Origin of the sequence: Pseudomonas sp. efr-133-TYG-5 (genome assembly GCF_030209175.1) — a bacterium.
Classification (GTDB): Bacteria; Pseudomonadota; Gammaproteobacteria; order Pseudomonadales; family Pseudomonadaceae; genus Aquipseudomonas.
Genome location: NZ_JARVSM010000001.1, coordinates 988,373 through 1,006,826 on the forward strand (window position 1 = coordinate 988,373; position 18,454 = coordinate 1,006,826).

The 18,454-nt window shown below is 62.0% G+C and carries 19 protein-coding genes; 10 read left to right on the plus strand and 9 right to left on the minus strand.

What is annotated here, in order from left to right:
* Positions 1-5 precede the first annotated feature (5 nt).
* Positions 6-461 (minus strand): (2Fe-2S)-binding protein, encoded by a 456-nt coding sequence (locus tag QRN70_RS04375; protein WP_285415986.1) that lies wholly within the window; start codon positions 459-461, stop codon positions 6-8.
* Between the two features lie 274 nt (positions 462-735).
* Here QRN70_RS04375 and QRN70_RS04380 point away from each other — a divergent pair, with 274 nt between their 5' ends.
* Positions 736-1,566 carry an alpha/beta fold hydrolase gene (locus tag QRN70_RS04380; protein ID WP_285415987.1) on the plus strand — a complete coding sequence of 277 codons (831 nt, stop codon included), beginning with the start codon at positions 736-738 and terminating at the stop codon, positions 1,564-1,566.
* 38 nt (positions 1,567-1,604) lie between these two features.
* Here the strand turns inward: QRN70_RS04380 and QRN70_RS04385 are convergent, their stop codons facing one another.
* A complete protein-coding gene (locus QRN70_RS04385) occupies positions 1,605-1,997 on the minus strand; it encodes a GFA family protein (protein ID WP_285415988.1) in 393 nt (130 codons plus the stop codon).
* A 109-nt stretch (positions 1,998-2,106) separates the two neighbouring features.
* On the opposite strand from QRN70_RS04385, the gene QRN70_RS04390 reads away from it, so the two are divergent.
* Positions 2,107-3,279: a GGDEF domain-containing protein gene (locus QRN70_RS04390; protein WP_285415989.1), complete on the plus strand. Its 1,173-nt coding sequence runs from the start codon at positions 2,107-2,109 to the stop codon at positions 3,277-3,279.
* A 54-nt stretch (positions 3,280-3,333) separates the two neighbouring features.
* The gene (locus tag QRN70_RS04395) at positions 3,334-4,005 is read left to right on the plus strand and encodes a class I SAM-dependent methyltransferase (RefSeq protein ID WP_285415990.1); all 672 of its coding nucleotides are present in this window, start codon (positions 3,334-3,336) and stop codon (positions 4,003-4,005) included.
* 3 nt (positions 4,006-4,008) lie between these two features.
* Here QRN70_RS04395 and QRN70_RS04400 read toward each other — a convergent pair whose 3' ends face one another.
* Positions 4,009-4,260, minus strand: a complete 252-nt coding sequence (locus QRN70_RS04400) for a transmembrane sensor/regulator PpyR (RefSeq protein WP_285415991.1) — start codon at positions 4,258-4,260, stop codon at positions 4,009-4,011.
* 265 nt (positions 4,261-4,525) lie between these two features.
* Between QRN70_RS04400 and QRN70_RS04405 the strand changes: the two genes are divergently transcribed.
* Both QRN70_RS04405 and QRN70_RS04410 read left to right on the plus strand, forming a co-directional pair.
* Positions 4,526-5,029 carry a VOC family protein gene (locus QRN70_RS04405; RefSeq protein WP_285415992.1) on the plus strand — a complete coding sequence of 168 codons (504 nt, stop codon included), beginning with the start codon at positions 4,526-4,528 and terminating at the stop codon, positions 5,027-5,029.
* A gap of 34 nt (positions 5,030-5,063) precedes the next feature.
* Positions 5,064-5,897, plus strand: coding sequence for an AraC family transcriptional regulator (locus tag QRN70_RS04410; protein ID WP_285415993.1), 834 nt, complete (start codon positions 5,064-5,066; stop codon positions 5,895-5,897).
* A gap of 107 nt (positions 5,898-6,004) precedes the next feature.
* Here the strand turns inward: QRN70_RS04410 and QRN70_RS04415 are convergent, their stop codons facing one another.
* On the minus strand, positions 6,005-8,596 hold the full coding sequence (locus tag QRN70_RS04415; RefSeq protein ID WP_285415994.1) for a YncE family protein: 2,592 nt from the start codon (positions 8,594-8,596) through the stop codon (positions 6,005-6,007).
* A gap of 394 nt (positions 8,597-8,990) precedes the next feature.
* A complete protein-coding gene (locus QRN70_RS04420) occupies positions 8,991-9,578 on the minus strand; it encodes a LysE family translocator (protein WP_285415995.1) in 588 nt (195 codons plus the stop codon).
* A 142-nt stretch (positions 9,579-9,720) separates the two neighbouring features.
* Here QRN70_RS04420 and QRN70_RS04425 point away from each other — a divergent pair, with 142 nt between their 5' ends.
* Positions 9,721-10,476 (plus strand): type 1 glutamine amidotransferase domain-containing protein, encoded by a 756-nt coding sequence (locus tag QRN70_RS04425; protein ID WP_285415996.1) that lies wholly within the window; start codon positions 9,721-9,723, stop codon positions 10,474-10,476.
* 9 nt (positions 10,477-10,485) lie between these two features.
* Here QRN70_RS04425 and QRN70_RS04430 read toward each other — a convergent pair whose 3' ends face one another.
* Positions 10,486-12,723 carry an ATP-binding protein gene (locus QRN70_RS04430; RefSeq protein ID WP_285415997.1) on the minus strand — a complete coding sequence of 746 codons (2,238 nt, stop codon included), beginning with the start codon at positions 12,721-12,723 and terminating at the stop codon, positions 10,486-10,488.
* Entirely contained in the window at positions 12,720-13,322 is a 603-nt protein-coding gene (locus tag QRN70_RS04435; RefSeq protein ID WP_285415998.1) for a biliverdin-producing heme oxygenase, read from the minus strand. The genes QRN70_RS04430 and QRN70_RS04435 overlap by 4 nt, the downstream gene beginning before the upstream one ends.
* Before the next feature lie 296 nt (positions 13,323-13,618).
* Here QRN70_RS04435 and QRN70_RS04440 point away from each other — a divergent pair, with 296 nt between their 5' ends.
* A complete protein-coding gene (locus tag QRN70_RS04440) occupies positions 13,619-14,239 on the plus strand; it encodes a LysE family translocator (RefSeq protein ID WP_285415999.1) in 621 nt (206 codons plus the stop codon).
* Positions 14,240-14,242: 3 nt separating this feature from the next.
* Here QRN70_RS04440 and QRN70_RS04445 read toward each other — a convergent pair whose 3' ends face one another.
* Positions 14,243-14,656, minus strand: coding sequence for a VOC family protein (locus QRN70_RS04445; protein WP_285416000.1), 414 nt, complete (start codon positions 14,654-14,656; stop codon positions 14,243-14,245).
* A 107-nt stretch (positions 14,657-14,763) separates the two neighbouring features.
* On the opposite strand from QRN70_RS04445, the gene QRN70_RS04450 reads away from it, so the two are divergent.
* Genes QRN70_RS04450 through QRN70_RS04460 form a run of 3 tightly spaced genes read left to right on the plus strand, consistent with a single transcriptional unit; the run spans position 14,764 to position 17,289 of the window.
* Complete coding sequence (locus QRN70_RS04450; RefSeq protein WP_285416001.1) at positions 14,764-15,846, plus strand: bifunctional transcriptional activator/DNA repair enzyme AdaA; 1,083 nt, start codon at positions 14,764-14,766, stop codon at positions 15,844-15,846.
* Between the two features lie 22 nt (positions 15,847-15,868).
* Positions 15,869-16,666 (plus strand): isocitrate lyase/PEP mutase family protein, encoded by a 798-nt coding sequence (locus QRN70_RS04455; protein ID WP_285416002.1) that lies wholly within the window; start codon positions 15,869-15,871, stop codon positions 16,664-16,666.
* Positions 16,667-16,668: 2 nt separating this feature from the next.
* Positions 16,669-17,289, plus strand: a complete 621-nt coding sequence (locus tag QRN70_RS04460) for a DNA-3-methyladenine glycosylase family protein (RefSeq protein ID WP_285416003.1) — start codon at positions 16,669-16,671, stop codon at positions 17,287-17,289.
* Between the two features lie 66 nt (positions 17,290-17,355).
* On the opposite strand, the gene QRN70_RS04465 is transcribed toward QRN70_RS04460, so the two are convergent.
* Positions 17,356-18,453, minus strand: a complete 1,098-nt coding sequence (locus tag QRN70_RS04465; RefSeq protein WP_285416004.1) for an extracellular solute-binding protein — start codon at positions 18,451-18,453, stop codon at positions 17,356-17,358.
* Position 18,454: the final 1 nt, after the last annotated feature.

Sequence of the window (18,454 nt, forward strand, 5' to 3'; positions counted from 1 at the left end):
CCGGCTCAACCGAGCTCGGCGGCGCGTTTTACCGCGGCCCGAATGCGTGGATAGGTGCCGCAGCGGCAAATGTTGCCGGAGAGGGCCTGGTCGATGTCGCTGTCGCTGGGCTTGGGGATTTTCGCCAGCAGCGCGGCGGCCGACATGATCTGCCCGGACTGGCAGTAGCCGCACTGCACCACGTCCAGCTCGGCCCAGGCCTGCTGCACCGGGTGTGAGCCGTCGGTCGACAAGCCTTCGATGGTGAGGATCTTCTGGCCATGGGCGACGGCGGTGGCCGGGGTGATACAGGCGCGCAGCGGCGCCCCGTCGACATGCACGGTGCAGGCGCCGCACTGGGCCATGCCGCAGCCGAATTTGGTGCCGGTCAGGTGCGCGACGTCGCGCAGGACCCAGAGCAACGGCATGTCCGCGGGGACATCGAGCTCCTGATCCTTGCCATTGATGTTCAAGGTCAGCATCGGGGGACTTCCTCAGACTCACGGTGTTCTGAAGGGCGCGGCACAGCTCGCGATGGCTGCGCACGCCTCGGCTTATCCCTTTCAGCTAAGCGCATTTTGCCCCGACGACCAGCCGTCGCGACCACCGGTCATTGCCGCAGCGCCTCACGGCAGCCATGCCGCGACGATGACCGTTCGGAACCTGCTTGACCTTGAAGTGCACTTCAATCCTAGAGTTGATAACGCTTGTCCTAACCCCTCAGGTTTACGTTCCGCATTTTCAGGAGTAACGAACATGGGATATGTCACAACGAAAGACGGCGTCGAAATTTTCTACAAGGACTGGGGCCCGAAAGACGCCCCGGTGATCCACTTCCACCACGGCTGGCCCCTCAGCGCCGACGATTGGGACGCGCAGATGCTGTTCTTCCTCGCACAGGGCTTCCGCGTCGTGGCCCATGATCGCCGAGGTCACGGGCGTTCGAGCCAGGTCTGGGACGGCCACGACATGGATCACTACGCCGACGATGTGGCGGCGGTGGTCAACCATCTGGGCACGCAGAAAGCCGTGCATGTCGGACACTCCACCGGTGGCGGCGAGGTGATTCATTACATCGCCCGGCATGGCGAAGATCGGGTGTCGAAAGCCGCCATCATCAGCGCCGTGCCGCCATTGATGGTGAAAACCGAGAGCAACCCCGGCGGTTTGCCGAAATCGGTGTTCGACGATCTTCAGGCGCAACTGGCGGCCAATCGTTCACAGTTCTATCACGATGTGCCGGCCGGCCCGTTCTACGGCTACAACCGGCCCGGTGCCGAACCTTCGGAAGCGGTGGTCCTGAACTGGTGGCGCCAAGGCATGATGGGCGGCGCCAAGGCCCACTACGACGGCATCGTCGCCTTCTCGCAGACCGACTTCACCGAGGACCTGAAAAGCATTTCGATCCCGGTGCTGGTGATGCACGGCGACGACGATCAGATCGTGCCCTATGAAAACGCTGGCGTGCTGTCGGCGAAATTGCTGAAAAACAGCACGCTGAAGATTTATCCGGGCTTCCCCCACGGGATGCCGACCACCGAAGCGCCAACGATCAACGCGGATCTGCTGGCGTTCATTCGCGGTTGATCGTGGTGGCCGGGGTCAGGCACCCTGCCTGACCCCGGCTACTCTTCAGTTCGGCCCGTTGCCTGGCGGTCTCGCTCGTAGTGTCGGGCCAATGGAAAGGCCGGCAGCCACGACTCGCGACGCACCGTCCACAGCTCATAGGTGGGCTTGAACTGATCCGCTGCATCCAGCGCGCCCAGATTCACCTCGACTTCGTCGCCACTGCGGCCGAACACCGATGAACCGCAACGCGGACAGAAGTGTCGCCCGGCATAGTCGCGGGTTTCGCCGCTGATCGTCACCGCTGCCGCGGGAAAGATCGCCGACGCGGCAAACAGCGCGCCATGGTGTTTGCGGCAATCGAGACAATGGCAAACGCCAACCCTGTAGGGTCGCCCTGACGCCTCGATCCGCACCTCGCCGCACAGACAACCGCCGGTCAATCGGCCCATGGGACACCTCGCCTGAAAATGGAATATCCGGTGAGTGAAAATAGCAGCTCAAGGGGGGAACGCTTACAATCGTGGCCCATTAATACTATTCAGGCAGACCTGTTCTTTCATGGCGCTCGATCCTCTCACGATGCTGACCATTTCCACCGCCCTGGCCGCGGCGGCCGCCCTGTACCTGGCGGTCGAATGGCGCAGCATCCGCGCATCCTCCCTGCTGTTCTGGAGCGCCGGTTTCGCCACCATCACCGTCGGCTCGAGCCTGGCCCTGCTGCGCGCCAATGGTTATCCGCTGATCGGCATCTGGTTCGCCAACGGTTTACTGGTGGTTGCGCACTGGCTGTTCCTGCTGGGCGTGACACGGTTCACCCAGACGCGCCTGTCGCGTGCCTGGTACCTGGTGTTCCTGGTCTGGCTGAGCCTGCTGCTGTTACCCGACGAGCCGTCGTGGTCGAAGATCATGCTGATGGCCAACTCGCTGCTGATTGCCCTGTTGATGTTGCGCGCCAGCCAGCTACTGCGTCCGCATGGCAAGTCACTGGGCGTGGGCGCCGTGCAACTGTGCTACGTGCTGTTGATCCACGGCCTGTTCTACCTGGCCAAGGCAATCACTGCGGTGGTGCCGGGCACCTTGATCGATCTGGCCGCGTTCCGGGGCGAGATCATTCAGATTTCCCTGGTCGAAGGCGCAATGGCGATCATGCTCATTGCGTTGTCGATGACCGGCACCGAGCGTTACCGCCGGGAGAAACAGATCGCCCGCCTGGCCGCCCGTGACCCATTGACCGCCATGTACAACCGCCGCGCCCTCGAAGATCGTTCGCGGCGCTTGCTGGCGGAAGTCTCCAGCGCGCGCCCCGGGGCCCTGCTGCTGATCGATATCGACAACTTCAAACTGGTCAACGACCTCTACGGCCACACGGCCGGCGACCGCTTGCTGATCGCGTTGAGTGAAATGATTCGCGCGGCACTGCCGAAAGAGGCGCTGGCGGCCCGCCTGGGCGGTGACGAATTCGTCATTCTGCTGAGCAATGCCTCCCGCGAGTATGTGGTCGAACTGGGCAGCCGTTTGCGCGACCAGTTTCATCAGCAAGCCTCGCAGACCTTCCCCACCCCCGCCGCCGTGACGCTGAGCATTGGCGCCACGCGGTTTGTCCAGCCACCGGCACACCTCGCGGCGTTGATCGAGCAAGGCGATGCCGCGCTGTATGAGTCCAAGCGCGGCGGGCGCAACAGGATTCGCCTGATCGATGCGCAACCGGCCGAGGAGCAGGCCATCCGCTGACACGCCTGCGATTTGGCCTATCCTTGGCGTCACCCCACCCCCGCGGAGATCGCCATGCCCTCCCCCGAAGCCACGCTGCTGCAGAGCTGGCAGCACAACGCGCAATCCTGGATCGACGCCATCCGCAGCGGTGCGATCGACAGTCGCCTGCAGGTTACCGACCAGGCGATCCTGCTGGCGATCATGAGCCGCCAGCCCGAGCGGGTGCTCGACCTCGGTTGCGGCGAAGGCTGGCTGCTCCGGGCGCTGGCGGACCGCGCAATCAGCAGCGTCGGCGTCGATGGCGATGCGACGCTGGTCGACGCGGCGCGCGCGGCCGGCTCTGCGCCCGTGCATGTGGCCAGTTACCAGGATCTGCTCGACGCAAAGGTCGACATCGGCCGCGACTTCGACTTGATCTGCGCCAATTTTTCCCTGCTGCATCAGGACATCATCCCGCTGCTCGCCACCCTGCATGCCCTGCTGGCTCCCGGCGGGGCGCTGGTGATCCAGACCCTGCATCCGTGGGCGGTCGCCGGGGGCGATTATCAGGATGGCTGGCGCGAAGAGGCTTTCGCCGGTTTCAAAGGCCAGTGGCAACCGATGCCCTGGTACTTCCGCACCCTGGCGAGCTGGCTCAACGCGCTGGACATGGCCGGTTTTCAACTGGCCAGCCTGCAGGAGCCGCAGCATCCGCAGAGTGCGCTGCCGCAGTCGTTGCTCCTGGTGGCCGAGCCCCGGCGCTGAAACCTATGCCGCCGCAACCCGCGCGCGGCGCTGCCCCAACCGATGCTGGGCCAACAAGCGCATCACGTAGCCGATCTTCAGCAGCGTCGGGCCGATGATGGTCATAGCGTGCAGGGCCACCAGCGCAGCTATCGGCATGGCGCCCGCGTACAGGTAAGCGCCGTAGATCCCGGCCAGCAGCATGACCAGGCCGGCGCCCAGCAACTTGCTCGACAGGTGCAGGACGTTAAGCGGACTCTCGAAGAAAGCGAACATGGTTTCGTACTCCTGAGCGGTTCAGTGGGTACGTCAACCCTTTCAACTGTCGTGCCAGTTTTTTAAGTGAGGAAAATCAGTACATTGCGTTCTGTGGAGTCATATTGACTCAGCTGGTTTAAAGTCATTTTGACTTGCAAGAGAGTCACTATGACTACACCACCATTGCGGCGGACGCCGACCATTCGATCCACGGCCCCGCCAGTCGAGCAAGGACTGACTACGCTGTTAATCCAGCCTGTCTAACCTGCCGAGGATGACTGCCATGCAACGCTTCCAGAAACTCACGCCGTGCCTGTGGTTCGACGACCAGGCCGAAGCGGCGGCCAAGTTTTACTGCGCGATCTTCGATCACTCGAAAATCACCGCCCTGACCCACTACAGCAAGGTCGGCCAGGAATTCCACGGCCGCCCCGAAGGCGCGGTGATGACGGTCAGTTTCGAACTCGACGGCCAGACGTTCACCGGGCTCAATGGCGGGCCGCAGTTCAAATTCAGTGAAGCCATTTCGTTTCAGGTCAATTGCCAGAACCAGGAAGAAGTCGATCACTTCTGGGGCAATCTCAGTGCCGGCGGACCGGTGGAAGCGCAGCAATGCGGCTGGCTCAAGGACAAGTTCGGCGTGTCGTGGCAAATCGTACCGGTCGCGTTTATGCACATGATCACCGACCCCGACCAGACCAAGGCCCAACGGGCCATGCAGGCCATGTTCGGGATGAAAAAACTCGACATCGCCGAACTCGAGCGAGCCTTTGCCGGCCAGAGCTAATACACTCCAGCCCTGGCCCGCCGGGAATAAAAAGATGAAGCACGCTGCCGCCAAAAAACCTGAACAAGCCCCGCGTTTCTGGCGCGACGAGGCCCTGCCCTTCATCGAAGCGCGGGCCATCGCCGATGGCCGCGAAGTCTGTTATTCCCGGCATTCCCACGCGCACTTTTCGATCGGCGCGATCACCGCCGGCCGCAGCACGTACGTACACGAGCACGCGCAATTCGAAGTCGCCGCCGGCACCGTGGTGTTGATGAACCCGGGTGACGTCCACGCCTGCAATCCGATCAATGACCAGCCGTGGTCGTACCTGATGCTGTACGTCGAAACGCCCTGGCTGACGGATTTGCAGCATCAGATGGGGTTCGGCGCAGACCTTACGTTTCGGCGCTTTTCCACCACGCACCTGAGCGATGCGCAGCTGTTCCATGACTTGCAAACGTTCTACAGCGTGCTGGTCGACGCCCGACAGGACGTGCTGCGCAAACACAGCGCGGCCGTGGAGTTCTTCAGCGACCTACAACTGCGCCTGAACCCGGCGCAACCCGCGCTACGCGAGCCGAACTGCAAACTGCAGCGCGCCGCCGAATACATCCGCGAACACTGCACCGAGCTGCTCAGCCTCGAGGACATCTGCGCCGCCGCGCAGCTGTCGGCGTCGTACCTGATCCGTGCCTTCAAGCAGCATTACGGCATGACACCCCACGCCTTCCTGGTCAACCAGCGCATCCAGTTCGCCCGCGAACGCCTGCGCCGCGGCCAGTTGATCGCCGACGTCGCACTGGAGGCCGGCTTCGCCGATCAGGCGCATTTTCAACGGGCGTTCAAACAGCATCTGGCGGCGACGCCGGGGCAGTATCGGGGGTGAAATATAAAACGGCGCTCATCGCTATGGGCAGTGAGTGTAACGGGCAAAGTTACTGACCCTCATTTGCCACGGACAAATAAATGATCCTCAATTTTCCATTTTCCGACCTAGCCAATAGGGATTGCATAAATCAAGTTCTCCTGAGAATTACTCCCATACAACATCTTCTGATCCTGACTCACCACAACTGCATAAAACGTTACCTTCTCCCAAATTGACACACTATTGAAAGTTACAGCATCCATTTTCATTACTTTGGTTCCGACACTGAGATAAATAAACTTGCCATCCGCCCCCACCGCAAACGCATAGGTTGTGGCCTCCAGCGTAACAGTGCGAACGACAACCAGGCTTAGTGTATCTATCACGACAAATGACCTGAGATTTTCCAAGAGCACGTAAACAAAATTTCCGTCTGGGCTCACTCCTATTGAATAAACACGAGAACCTACGTCGATGTGCTTAATAAGGCTCAAACTGCGAGCATCAACAACCGAAACCGAACCCTTGACGCTTTCCTCATCGCCACCAACATTAATTACATATACTCGACTACCGTCTCTACTTACAGCAATCTCATAAACGGAGCTTTGCAAGTTGATTCTTTTAACTATCTGAAAATTTGAAGAATTGTAAATTGCCAACTCACCAAATGTAGTGTCTGGCAGCTGCCAGATCGCATAAAAATATTTTCCATCGGGATTAATTTCCATGTCATACGGATATCTATTCAAGCCATCTGACTGTGTGCGAATAACTGTAAAGTTGCTTGAATCCATCTCAACAAGGTTCGCCTGATCGTTAAAATATACTTTGCTGTCATCAGGATGCACCGTGATGAACGTGGGATAGGTAGTTTGATGAACCTTGATTACTTCCCGGGTGACCGTATCAATGAGTGTCGCATGGTGCGGAGAGGGAAAACCTGGAGCACTTGCGACAAAGAGACGTGTGCCGCTGGAATTGATAGCCAGGTGCCGACATTGGGGAACTGCAATTGTACCGTACGCAAATACATTCACCGTCCAAGGTAGCGATACTACCTCCGAACCGTAAAGTCCCTTGGCCGTATATCTGCGCGCTCCCGGCAAAGCTGACAAATGAGAGTAAGAAAACATACCTTGAGCATTGGCCGGGACCGTGTCGAGTACAGTATTGTGATTGCGCACCTCAACCTGTTGACCCGGACTCGCCGTACCGCTGATCACCAGGGTGGTCGCCGTGGTTGACCCGCCATTCGCAACGAGCGCACCGGTGGCGGTGTTCTCGTTCACCTTGGTGATGGTTGCGTTGACGACGGCCACCACCTTGATCGTGTAAGCCCGATCCGGAAACTCCACTGCCGTCGCCCTGACATTGCTCATGTCCATCGACACTGCAAACTTGATGCGCAGTGAGGTGCCATCTCCCAGTTGCTTCAGGTAACTGTTCAGCAACGCCTCAGGCCAGAAACCCTGGCTGACCCACAGCGGATTGACCCGCGCCGGCAGCCCCTCCCACAAGGCCAGGTTATGCGCTGAACCGTCCGGTTTCTTGCCCTCCAACGAAAGCCAGCACGGCATGCCATCGGCAATCAGCGTCCAGAGCAAAGCATGAATCGTGGCGTTCCGGGCACCCAGTGCGGCAACGTCGAGCACGTTATTGGCATCCGCTTCCACGATTTTCGGCGGGATCAGCGCCGTGACCGGCAATGGCAGGATATTCAATGGCAGGACTTGCGATGAGGTCGTAACGCCATTGCGTTTGATGACGTAGGTAACATTGACCACTTTGCCCAGGCTATAGGCGAGTACCGAACGCGGTACCACGAACGTCAGCCCGGCACTGACCAGTCGTTTCGGACTGGTGAAGGACGCGCCCGGCGCACTGATCGCGCCCTCCCAATTGGCGTGGATCTCGTCAGTGGGCAGAAGAGTGCCCTGAGGCACCCATACTTCGACATTCTGCAAGGTCGAATCGAAATTGTTGCCTGTCTGTCCCTTGACGGTGGGAGGCGGTAATACAAGTGTGTTGCCGGTAATGACGATAGAGGACGTCGGCGACACGTGACTGTTACTCAGTTGATCGATGACCATCGCGCTCACCGTGCGGGTACCGTCACCGATCTGCTGCAGGTCAGTGGTCGTCAGGGTGTATGTGACCGGGTCGGCAGGATGGACGCTGGAAATTGTCTTGCTCCACGTTCCCACGGTCAGCGTCATCACGTCATAGGCGCGCGGATAGGCACGCGTGAGGGTGAAGGTGGCCGGCTGCCCGGGGCTGATGATGGGCGGATGGCTGGCCGTGATATCGGAAACCGGGTTGTTGAACAGCAGGTTCAGTATCGGATCGGACTTATTTTTATTACCGCTGATCCGGGTGACTTCGTAGTAGAGAGTATTGAGGCCATCCTTCAACCATCCCCAAGGCAACTCCATCCAAATAGGATCCTGCTCTTCGCCCGGTTTTATAGGCTTGATCACAGATGTCGCCTGGCCGTTGGCCCACAGCCTTACCGAATCACCCGCTGCAAAGTCGGTGGAAAACAACGTGACAGGGTCGATCACCATGCCGAGGGCGGTGGACGGCGAATGAATACTCTCAGGAATGCCAAGGTGGTACGTTCCTTCCGGTAGCAGGTTTTCTACCGCGCCCGGAATCGCCATCGGATACAATTTGAGCAAGGCGCTGATCTGTGTCGAATTGATGTTAATGCTCATGTTGCTCTCCTGGCGTACGGTGAGAAGCCATCTTCGGGACGAGTCCCATCACACCGCGATAGAAGAGAACCGTCACCTGTCAGATCTGACAGGTGAGCGTAATTTCAAGACGAATGGTCGCTGTTGAGCGGTGTTCCCGCAGACGCAAAAACGGCCCCGTAAAGGGCCGCTTCAATTTCAACGCTCAGGCTCGAGGTTCTGCCGCCACCTCTAGATCGTTCAGCGTCCGATTCACCACCAGTTATCCGAGCATAATCAGTTGCACAATCCTCGACAGCCGGCACTCAAGACAAACAAATCCGCGAATTCTGGCGCAATACGTAGGCAAAGGCGCAAGGCGTTCTGGTTTGCCGGACGCTACCTCAAACACCTTTAAACCCAAGGGCCGCCAGCCTCACGGCAACAACAGATACCCCGCACTCAACGCCAGCAACGCCGCCATGCTCCGGTTGAACAGGCGCATCCCCGCCGGGTTGTTCAGGTAGCCGCGCAGAAACGTCCCGGCATACACCCAGCAGCCCACTGACAGATAACAGATCACCAGATACACCGCCGCAAACTGCCAGACCAGTCGCGCCTCGCCATCGGCGACAAACGCGCCCATGCCCGCGACGCAGGCCAGCCAGGCCTTGGGGTTGAGCCATTGCATCACCGCGCCGTAGAGCATCGACGGCGCGCGCGCCGAATCCGTACTGTTCAACTGCCCGTCATCCGCGGCCAGTTTCCAGGCCATGAACAGCAGAAACGCAACGCCGGCCAGTTGCACCACGCGGGTCAACGACGGCCACAGCGTCAGCACTTCGTGCAGGCCCAGGCCCATCAACACCAGCAACAGCACAAACCCCAGCGTCGCCCCGGCCACATGCCGCTGGCTGGCCCGAAAGCCGAATTGCGCGCCGGAACTCAACGCGACGATATTCACCGGCCCGGGGGTAATGGACGCGACCAGGGCAAACGCCGCCATCGACACAATCAGACTCATCGCACACCTGCTTCAAATCGAGGAACAAGGCGCCCACAGTAGCCAGCACACAGCGGGCGGTATTGAAGGAAATTACCCCCGCACGCGCAGACCCACTACGCTATGGCCAGGCGATTACTCTCGACTTGGAAGTCTGTCCTCGATGATTTTGATTCTGCTGCCCTCTGCCGATTACGATCCCACCGAAAGCAGCGTGCCCTGGCAGGCGCTGCGCGAGGCGGGCATCGCAGTACGCTTTGCCACGCCCCAAGGCTTGCCTGCCCACGCCGACCCACGGTTGGTGGATATCGGCTTCGGTCTGTTGAATTCGATGCTGATGACGCGCAAGGCCGATCTGCACAGCTACGCGCAGATGATCGAGTCCGATGCGTTCAGGCAGCCACTGGCGTATGCCGCTGTCGACACGAACGCTTTTGACGGTCTGCTGATCCCCGGCGGTCATGCCAAAGGCATGCGCACGCTGTTGGAGTCCAAGCAGGCCCAGCAGATCGCCCTGCAATTTTTCAAGGCCGAAAAACCCGTCGCGGCGGTGTGTCATGGCGTGCTGTTGCTGGCACGCACGCTCGATCCCGACACCGGGCGTTCGCTGTTGTTCGGGCGCAAGGTGACGGCGTTGCTGGCGGCAACCATGGAGTTGCCGGCATGGCTGCTGACCTCGTTGTGGCTGGGGCGTTACTACCGCACCTACCGGCAGACCGTCGAAGCGGAAGTGAAAACCGCACTGGCCAGCCAATCCGATTTCATACGCGGGCCGCTGATCGCCAGACGCGATTGCGCGCAGCAACCGCAAGCGGGATTTGTGGTGCGCGACGGACGACTGCTCACGGCGCGCTGGCCCGGCGACTGCCATCGATTCGCCGCAGAATGGGTGGCCATGTTGCAGGCCCCCCAATGCTGAGCCGCTCGTTCAGTCCAGGCGTGGCACGGTAAAGCGGAACTCACTGCCCTGCCCCGGCTCGCTCTCGGCCTCGATGCGCCCGCCATGGGCCTCGACGATGCCCTGGGTGATGTACAGACCGAGACCGGTGCCGGTCGGGTTGCCTTCCTTCACGGTCCAGTAACGGTCGAACACGTGCGGCAGGTGTTCCTTGGGAATGCCTTCGCCGCTGTCGCGCACGGTGAAGACGATGTCGTCGCCCACCGACGTCGCATGCACGCCGACCGTGCCCAGGCGCGGGGTGAACTTGATGGCGTTGCCGACCAGGTTCGACAACACCTGGAACAGCCGCTCCGGGTCGGCATGGATGGTCAGGTCGGGATCGGCCGCGAACGAGATGCTGATGTCCTTGTCCAGCGCCAGCGGTGCCAGCAACGCCTGCGCCTCTTCGAACATCTGCCCGACGTCGAGCCGCTGCGGGGCGATGCTGTAGCGTCCGGCGTCGATTTTCGAGGTGTCGAGCAAGTCTTCCAGCAGCGTGTTCATGCGCCCGGCCGCTTGCTGCATGGTGTCGATGGCCGTGGAGATGCGTCGCGAAGTGTGCGGGCCGTCGGAGCTGAAGGCCTTCTGCATCATGCCGCAGAGCATGGAAATCACCGTCATCGGGTTGCGCAGGTCGTGGGACACCACCGCCACCAGCTCATCGCGGGCGCGCACCGCTTCCTGTTCGCGGCGCACCTGGCGCGCCAGGTCGTTTTCCAGTGCCGAGCGGCGCAGGTCGTTGGCGGCAAACAGATCGCCGTGGCTCCACTTGGTGGAGATCCCGGCCATTTCGACCTTCCAGATCTCGAACGACGTACGCGGGCGCAGGCGCAGGCCGGCGTCAGAGTTTTCCAGGTCCAGCGGTTTGCGCGGGTCGCCGCTCCAGTTGATGTTCTCCTTGACCTCCGGGCGGAACCACAGCACGCCGTTGTCCACCGGTTTCGGCAGGCTCATGGCGAGCACGCCGCTGGCCACTTGCTGATACTGCGCGGCCGGCGGGTAGACGCTGGCCAGATGATGACTGGCGAACACCGGCTCGCCGCTTTCCTGCAGCCATTTGTGCAGGGCACGGATGTCTTCCGGCTCCGGGCAGTTGCCGTAACGGTGCAATTGCTTGTCTTCGATGATTGCAATGCCGCCGGCGTTGGTCAGCGCCATGAGGACTTGCGGCTGATTGGCCAGGCCGTCGAAGACATTCTGCGGCGAGTCGATCATCGCCTGATTGAGCAGCGCCAGCGCCTCGACTTTCTCTTCGCGCTGGCGACTGACTTCCAGCGCTTCCATCGCGCTGATCTGCAGCGACAGCACCTGGCCGATGGTCTGGCAGGCAACGCGCAGTTCGTGCGGCACATGCAACGGCTCGCGGTTGCCGCAGCTGATCAGGCCCCAGAGCTTGTCGCCCTTGAGCAGGGAAATGCTCATCGACGACAGCACGCCCATGTTCTTCATGTACTGGCAGTGGATCGGCGACACGCTGCGCAGGGTGGCGAAGCTCAGGTCGAGCGGGGTCTGGGTATCCGGACGCAGCTTGGGCAGCAGCGGCACCGGCTCGTAGTCGGCATTGGGGATGATCCGCAGCCAGTTGGTGCGATACAACTCGCGCGCCTGCTCGGGAATGTCGGACGCCGGGAAAAACAGGCCGTTGAAGACTTCCATCGACGGGTCGGACGCTTCGGCGATGACCTGGCCGTGGCCCTCTTCTTCGAAGCGATAGATCAGCACCCGGTCGTAACCGGTCATGGCCTGGATTTCCTTGACGCTGATGTCGTACAGCGCTTGCAGGGTCTTGGCCGCTTGCAGGCGCTGGAGCATGCGCCCCAGGTGGGTTTCGGTACCGGCGATGTTGCGCGGCTGGAAGTTTTCGACATGGATTTCCAGTTCGAGGATCAACACGCCCTGATGGCGGTGCAGCAATCCTTCGAACGCCGTGCCGTTGAGGCGAAAGTGCAGCGGTGGCGCATCGGACAGCAACGGTTGCTGCAGCGCCTGGCGCACCTCGCCGGCCTGCTCGGCGCCGAGCAACGCATCCAGCGGCTGGCCGATCATCTCGTGGGCCGGGCGCGCGAGCAGGGTTTCGACGTTGGCGCTGATCTGCACGATGGTCAGGTCGGGCTCGCTCAGGGTCAGCAGCAGGCCGTGCGGCTGGATCGCGCCAGGAAAACGGATCGGCTCGTCGGCGCAGTTGGCCAGCAATTGTTCAAACGCTTCTTTGTCTTGCGGGTTCATAGCAGAACCTCCTGGCTTTCGAGCCAGCGCTCGAAACAGCTGAAAGTGGAGTAGGCTGCCGCGACCACGGCGGCGCGTTCGGCGGCGGTCAGCGGGCGGCTGCCCAGGTATTCGATGAAGTCGCGCCAGCGGCGGCCGGTGGCGGCGCCGTAGACGTCGAGAAATGCCGCGCCGTTGCCGGCGTCCAGGCCCAGCCGCGCGGCGATCTCGCGGCGCAGGATCTGCCCGCCCAGCGTCGCGCCTTCGAGCACATACAACACGCCCAGGCACGCGGCGGCAGAGTCGATCAGCGGCAGCTGCGGGCACATCGGGATGGCAGTGGACACGCCCAACGCCTGCAGATCGCCACGCAGGGTGGCAGCCTTCAGGCGCGGCGTCAGGTCGAAGTCGCCAGGCAGCGCCTGACTGTCCTGCAACGCCTGCTCCAGCGGCAGATAAAAGCCGTAATAAGCCCGTATCAGCCGCTCGAAAGCGCGCAAATCAAGAGAATCGGAAAAAAAGGGAAGGCGTTTTTCCAGTGCGATGTGCAGTTCGGCGGTGCCGGAGCGCAGATCTTGCAGCACCGGTGGCACATAAACCTCACGGGCCTTTGCTTGCATCTATGTCGCTCGTACAGTGGGCCGCCTGCGGCCATGGGGGGTGAAAAAACGTGGCGTGAATCTAACACGACATGGCGTTTTTTCTGACTGTAAAGGTGGTTTTTTCTGACCAAACACAGTCTTTGTGTCCGTTTTCGAGTTAGCAAAGTGCCATAAAGTTCGAAAACGCCGATCAACGCGCATTGGTCGATGCCGCTGTTTGCGCCCGGCTGTACCACGACACTCGCGCCTGACTGTACGGTACAGCGGGCCCTGCGCCGTGATAAAAAACCGCTGTCACCACCGGAGCCCGCACCATGGATCTCGCCACCCTCGCCCTTTTCCTCCCGGCCTGTTTCGCCCTGAACATGGCGCCGGGGCCGAACAACCTGCTGTCGGTCAGCAACGCCACCCGCTACGGCTATCGTCGCGCCTGCATGGCCGGGATCGGTCGTTTGCTGGCGTTCGCCGGGATGATCGCCCTCGCGGCGGCGGGGCTGGCGGTGGTGCTGCAAACGTCCGAACTGTTGTTCTATGCGATCAAGATTGTTGGTGCGGGGTATCTGCTGTATCTGGCGTGGCAGCTGTGGCGGGCCAATCCTGCCGCCGAAGGCGCCGTTGCAGCACCGGCAAACGGGCTTCTGGCCCTGGCGCGTCAGGAGTTTTTAGTAGCCGCAGGCAATCCCAAGGCAATCCTGATCTTCACCGCGTTCCTGCCGCAATTCATCGATCCGGGCCGCGCCATGGGCCCGCAGTTCGCGGTGCTGGGGGTGTTGTTCCTGCTGCTGGAATGGATCGCCATCAGCGCCTACGCCTGGATGGGCCTGCACATGCGCCGCTGGTTCGCCGAGCCGCGCGGCAAGCGTCTCTTCAACCGCTGCTGCGCGGGGCTGCTGGCGGCGGCGGCTTCGGTGTTGCTGATGGCGAAGCGGGCCTGAGCGTCAAGCGGCGGACGGGCCCTTGAGCTCGACCTGGTTGCCGTCCGGATCGAAGCAGTACAGCGACAGGCCGTACCCCTCGGCACCGAAACGGCTGGCGGCTTTGTCCACGGCCAGGCCGCAGGACTGCAGATGACTGAGCAGCGCCGCTTCGTCGAACGGCTCGATGCGCAGGCAGAAGTGATCGACGTTGCGCCGCTCGGTCCCGGCCGCCCCGCCGCCCTTGCGGCCGAGCTCGCCTTGCAGATCGACCAGGTCGATCATGGACGTACCGGCACGCAGGTGCACCAGGCCGAGCTTTTCATTGCGCCTGACCACCTCGGCGCCGAACACCCGCTGATAGAAGTCGATGCTGCGCTGCATGTCGGCGACGCGCAGGACGATGTGATCGATGTGCTGGATGATGAAGGGATGCATGCTGTGAGTTCCTCGACGAGCGACCCACTGATTGTGCTGCAGAATCACAAAAATTCACTGTCGATTTTTCGGTGGAGCCATCGAAAAGCTGGATTTACTCTCAGCCCATGAATATACATACCGCTGTCCTGCCGCCCCACGCCGAAATGGTTCGCGCCATGCTCGAACGCGACACCGCCTACGAAGGCGTGTTCTTCACGGCCGTGAAAACCACCGGGATCTTCTGCCGCCCCAGCTGCACGGCGCGCAAACCGAAACCGGAGAACGTCGAGTTCTTCGCCCACGCCGACGACTGCCTGTCGGCGGGTTACCGCGCCTGCCTGCGCTGCAAACCGCTGGACGCCGCCGCCATCGCCCCGGACTGGGTGCAGCGCCTGCTCAACGCGGTGGACGCTGAACCGGAGACGCGCTGGAGCGATGCGCAACTGCTCGCCCAGGGCATCGAACCGCTGAAACTGCGGCGCTGGTTCAAGCAGCATTTCGGCATGACCTTCCATGCGTGGCTGCGCACCCGTCGGCTCGGCATGGCCCTGGGCGGGATCAGGCAAGGCACGTCCATCGACCATGCGGCATTCGATTCCGGCTATGAGTCCCTCAGCGGTTTTCGCGATGCCTTCCAGAAGTCGTTCCACATCACCCCCGGGCGCGCGGCGGCCAGCGAGCCGCTGCTGTTCACCCGCCTGACGACGCCGCTGGGGCCGATGATCGCCATGGCGGAACGGCGGGGCCTGGTCCTGCTGGAGTTCCTTGACCGGCCGGCGCTGACCCGCGAGGTCGAAGCATTGCAAAACCGCCATGGCTACGTGGTCGCGCCGGGGCATAACCTTCACTTGCAGCAGATCGAACAGCAACTGGCGCTGTACTTCGCCGGCAAACTCAGCGAGTTCACGGTGGCGTTGCACTTGCCCGGCAGCGAGTTCGCCCGTCAGGTGTGGGGCGAACTGCAGCGGATTCCCTATGGCCAGACCAGCACCTACGGCAGCATCGCCGCACGGCTGGGCAAACCCGGCGCCAGCCGAGCGGTGGGCCTGGCCAACGGGCACAATCGCCTGTCGATCGTGGTGCCGTGTCATCGGGTGATTGGCGCGGACGGCTCGCTGACCGGCTATGGTGGTGGGCAGCCGCGCAAGGCGTTTCTGCTGCGCCTGGAAAATGCCGCCGTGCAACTCACGCAACCACTGGCTTTCTGAGCCACCACCAGAAGGGATCTCGATGAGCACGCTCGATACTCGCTTTCACCAGTTGCACCAGCAGGACTTGCTGATCCTGACCAACGTCGCCGACGCCACCGGTGCGCGACTGGTCGAACAGCTGGGCGGCACCGCCGTCGCCACCAGCAGCGCCGCCGTGGCCTGGGCCCACGGCTACCCTGACGGCAACACCCTGCCCCTCGAACGGTTGATCAGCAGCGTGGAAGCCATCGCCCGAGTGATCCAGGTGCCGCTGAGCGTGGACATCGAGGCCGGTTATTCCGATGACCTCGGGCGGGTCGCCGAGGTCGTCGACGCGGTGATCGCGGCCGGTGCGGTGGGGATCAACATCGAGGACGGCAGCGGCACTGCGCAGCTGCTGGTGCGCAAGATCGAAGTGGCCCGGCAGGTTGCCGCCAGGCGCAATGTGCAGCTGTTCATCAATGCGCGCACCGACGTTTACCTGAAAAGCCTGGTGCCGGCCGAGGATCGCGTCGCCGAAACCCTGCACCGCGCCCGCCTGTATCAAGCCGCCGGCGCCGATGGTCTGTTCGCCGCCGGGGTGAGCGCCGCCTACGAAATCGAAGCGATCTGCAAAGGCACGTCGCTGCCGGTCAACGTCCTCGGTGTCGCCGGCCTGCCCTCGCCGGCCGAGCTGCAAGCCCTGGGCGTGCGCCGCTTGAGCGCCGGCTCCGGGATCGCCGAATGTCTCTACGGCGCGATGGCGTCGCTGGTGAAAAGCTTCCTCGCCAGTGGCCGGCTCGATAGCCGCGAGTGGCAGGCGCTGAGCTATGCCGACGTCAACGGCTTGCTCAAGTAACCATGCCCGATCGCTATCAGGCGGCGAGCGCGTTTCTCGCCGCGGTCGATGCCGACTGGCAACGCCACATCGCCGCGGTCGGCCCGTGCCTGCATCGGCCGCACCCGACGCGCGATCCTTACGAATCGCTGGTGCGGGCGATTGCCTATCAGCAGCTGCACGCCAGGGCGGGCGATGCGATTGTCGGGCGCCTGGTGGGGTTGTTTGCCGGGCAGACGTTCCCGCGTCCCGAGCAGCTCCTGGCGACGCCGTTTGAACAACTGCGCGGTTGCGGGTTTTCCGCGGGCAAGATCGCCACGATCCAGGGCATTGCCCAGGCGACCCTGGACGGCGTGGTGCCGGATTACGCCACGGCGCTGGCGCTGGCTGACGAGGCGTTGATCGAGCGTCTGGTCAGCCTGCGCGGCGTCGGGCGCTGGACGGTCGAAATGTTGCTGATCTACAGCCTGGAACGCCCGGACATCCTGCCCGCCGATGATTTCGGTGTGCGCGAGGGTTATCGGCGCTTGAAGGGGCTGGACGTGCAGCCGACGCGCAAGCAGATGATTGAGCTTGGGTTGGCCTGGCGTCCGTTTCGGACGGTGGCGGCGTGGTATCTGTGGCGGGTGCCGAAGAACCCCTGAGCGGCACGCCGCCCGCTTGGCCCTCTCCGAGCGGGAGAGGGCACCGAGCCCGATGAAGGGTGTTTTTCAGAGACCGGACTTCAACTTGCTGAACGCCCGAATCAACGCCCGGTTGAACGCCTTGCCATTGTCATTCTTGCTGTACAGCGAAGCCCTCACCGCCTCGGGCGGATACGTCCCCGGGTCATTGCGAATCGCCGGATCGATCAGCGCATCCGCTGCCGTGATCGCATTGGCGTAGTGAATGGTGTCGGTGATCGGCGCGATCACCTGCGGGGTCATCAGGTAATCCATCAGCGCCAGCCCCGCCTGCGGGTGCGGTGCGTCCTTGGGAATGACCATGGCGTCGAACCAGATCAGCGTGCCCTCCTTCGGAATCCGGTAGGTGAGCTTGAACGGTTTGCCGGCCGCCTCGGCCTGGCCCGCCGCAATGGCGACGTTGCCGTTCCACGACATCGCCACGCATGTGTTGCCATTGGCCAGGTCGCTGATGTTCAGGTCGTTGTCGAAATAGCGGATGTACGGGCGGATCTTCGCCAGCTGCTGCTCGGCGAGCTTGAGGTCGTCGAGGCTCTGGCGGTTGATGTCCAGGCCCATGTACTTCATGACGGCGGCGAACACTTCATTCGGATCGTTGAGCAGACTCACCCCGCAATCGGCAAATTTCGCCACCACCGCCGGGTCGAACAGCATCGCCCAGCTGTCGCGCGGCGCGTCCGGCAGACGCTGCCTGATCGCCTCCTCCTGATAACCGACGCCCGTGGTGCCCCAGGCATAGATCCCGGCGTAGCGATTACCCGGATCGAACACCGCCATGTGCTCGCGGAATTCCTCGCCAACCCCGGCAAAGTGCGGAATCTGTTGCTTGTTCAGCGGCTGGATCGCGCCGCTCTCGATGGCCCGCGACAAATGCTGGCCAGCGGTCAGCACCAGGTCGTAGCCGCTGCGCCCGGTAAGCAGTTTGGTCTCTACGGTTTCCAGCGAATCGAAATGATCGGCGACCACATGAATGCCGGTCTGCGCCTCGAAATTCTTCAGGGTATCCGGGGCCAGGTACTCGCCCCAGATATACAGATTGACCACCGGCCTGGCGGTTTCGGCCGCCTGCACACACAGGGGTGCAAGCACCAGCAGTAACGCTTTACTCAGTTTGTGCAGGCGCATG